The sequence below is a fragment of the Rhodoferax sp. genome (assembly GCF_037143375.1).
GTDB lineage: Bacteria > Pseudomonadota > Gammaproteobacteria > Burkholderiales > Burkholderiaceae_C > Rhodoferax.
In genome coordinates this window covers 1-2,288 of record NZ_JBAWYV010000283.1, presented here as the reverse complement: position 1 = coordinate 2,288, position 2,288 = coordinate 1, and the positions used below count along the sequence as shown (strand labels likewise).

Genomic DNA, 2,288 nt, shown 5'->3' with positions numbered 1-2,288 from the left:
CTTCTGGACGTGTAATGACTAATCCTCCTCCCGCCAAAGCGCCCCGCTCGGGCCCCATGGCAGACCGAATCTTCGGCCTGTTGGCCAAAGGTTCGGCATTTTTCACCTTGGCGATGCTGTTCGCTATTCTGGTGTCTTTGACCGTTAGCGCCTGGCCTGCGATCAGTAAATACGGTCTCAGCTTTCTAGTTAATACGACATGGGATCCGGTCAAAGAAGAATTCGGTGGCCTGGTCATGATCTACGGCACCTTGATGACGTCGATCATTGCCCTGGTTATTGCGGTCCCCGTCAGCTTTGGTATTGCCTTGTTCCTGACGGAACTCGCGCCTGCCTGGCTCAAGCGCCCGTTGGGCACGGCCATTGAGTTGCTTGCGGCGATCCCTTCCATTGTTTACGGTATGTGGGGACTGCTGGTGTTTGGCCCCTTGTTGGCCACCTACGTCCAACAACCCTTGCAAAACATATTTACCGGTGTGCCTTACCTGGGTGCTTTTTTCTCGGGTCCTCCTGTGGGCATCGGCATTTTGTCGGCCGGCATCATTTTGGCCATCATGATCATTCCGTTCATTGCGGCAGTCATGCGAGATGTCTTTGAAGTCACCCCCACGCTGCTCAAAGAATCGGCCTACGGATTGGGTGCCACGACCTGGGAGGTCGTGTCTACGGTGGTGTTGCCTTACACCAAGTCAGGTGTCATTGGCGGCATCATGCTCGGACTCGGTCGTGCCATTGGTGAAACCATGGCGGTTACTTTTGTCATCGGTAATTTCAACCAACTGGATTCTCTGAGTTTGTTTCAGGCCGCCAACAGCATCACCTCCGCCTTGGCCAATGAGTTTGCCGAAGCTGGTGAAGGCTTGCACCAAGCGTCCCTGATGTACCTCGGTCTGGTACTCTTTTTCATCACCTTTGTTGTGCTCACACTGTCCAAGATTTTGCTTGCACAACTCAAGAAAAACGAAGGAGCACGAACATGAGCACGGCAAATACATTGACTTCCATTGCCGAACTGGATCAGTCGCGTCAGGCTCGTTACGCCAAGCGCAAGTTTGTCAATCGCGTAGCTCTCACCATGTCGTTGACAGCCATGGCCTTTGGCCTGTTCTGGTTGTGCTGGATCTTGTTCGAGACCGTACGTCTGGGCATTGATGGACTCACGCTCGACACGCTGACCCAAATGACCCCCCCTCCCAACGATGCGGGTGGTTTGGCCAATGCCATTTATGGCTCCTTTTTGATGGTGGCGCTGGCGACCTTTGTTGGCACACCAATCGGGGTGATGGCAGGCATTTATCTGGCCGAGTTTGACTCTAAAGGCTGGCTTGCTTCGACGACGCGTTTTGTCAATGACATTTTGTTGTCTGCACCCTCCATCGTGATTGGCCTGTTTGTCTACGCAGTGATCGTGACACGGTTCAAATCGTTTTCAGGCTACGCCGGCATTGCTTCGCTGGCTTTGATTGTGATTCCGGTCGTGATTCGCACCACCGAAAACATGCTCCAACTGGTCCCACCCGGCTTGCGTGAAGCGGCTTATGCATTAGGTGCTCCCAAATGGAAAGTGATTTTGAGCATCACTTTACGGGCAGCCAGCTCTGGCGTGGTGACCGGTATTTTGCTGGCTGTGGCCCGCATTGCCGGAGAAACAGCACCGTTGTTGTTTACGGCCTTGAGCAACCAGTTCTGGACTTCCAGCCTGAGCGAGCCGATGGCCAGTTTGCCGGTGACCATTTTCAAGTTCGCCATGAGTCCTTATGAGAATTGGCAAAAATTGGCTTGGGCTGGTGTGTTCATCATCACGATCGCGGTTCTGGGACTGAACATCCTGGCCCGAGTACTGACCCGTAATAAATCCTGAGCTAACTACTGTTAAAGCTACGAACAAAGGCAACCATGACTACAGCTGTTACAACAACTGAAAAGACGAAGATTTCCGTCAAGGATTTGAACTTTTATTACGGAAAGTTCCATGCGCTCAAGGGTATTAACCTTGAAATTCCAGAAAACAAAGTCACGGCGTTCATCGGTCCGTCCGGTTGTGGCAAGTCGACTTTGTTGCGCGTATTCAACCGTATGTTCGAGCTGTATCCCGAACAACGGGCTGAAGGCGAAATCATTCTCGACGGTGAAAACCTGTTGACCAGCAAAAAAGACGTGGCTCTGCTGCGCGCCAAAGTGGGCATGGTTTTCCAAAAACCGACGCCGTTTCCGATGTCGATTTTTGACAACATCGCTTTTGGCGTCAAACTTTTCGAGTCGCTCAATACCAGCGATATGGAAGAGCG

At 52.2% G+C, this 2,288-nt stretch carries 3 protein-coding genes; all 3 read left to right on the top strand.

Going from position 1 to position 2,288, the window contains the following annotated elements; genetic code table 11:
• The first annotated feature begins 14 nt into the window (after positions 1-14).
• Positions 15-980, top strand: coding sequence for a phosphate ABC transporter permease PstC (gene pstC / locus WCG50_RS19025; protein ID WP_336901166.1), 966 nt, complete (start codon positions 15-17; stop codon positions 978-980).
• Positions 977-1,861: a phosphate ABC transporter permease PstA gene (pstA, locus tag WCG50_RS19020; protein WP_336901165.1), complete on the top strand. Its 885-nt coding sequence runs from the start codon at positions 977-979 to the stop codon at positions 1,859-1,861. Before pstC ends, pstA begins: the two co-directional genes overlap by 4 nt.
• Positions 1,862-1,896: 35 nt before the next feature.
• Positions 1,897-2,288: ATP-binding cassette domain-containing protein (locus WCG50_RS19015; RefSeq protein ID WP_336901164.1), on the top strand; the 392-nt coding region annotated here is incomplete at its 3' end.

Bases quoted from the DNA above. Each gene is read 5' to 3' on its own strand.
- pstC (WP_336901166.1), top strand. From the start codon at position 15: ATGACTAATCCTCCTCCCGCCAAAGCGCCCCGCTCGGGCCCCATGGCA.
- pstA (WP_336901165.1), top strand. From the start codon at position 977: ATGAGCACGGCAAATACATTGACTTCCATTGCCGAACTGGATCAGTCG.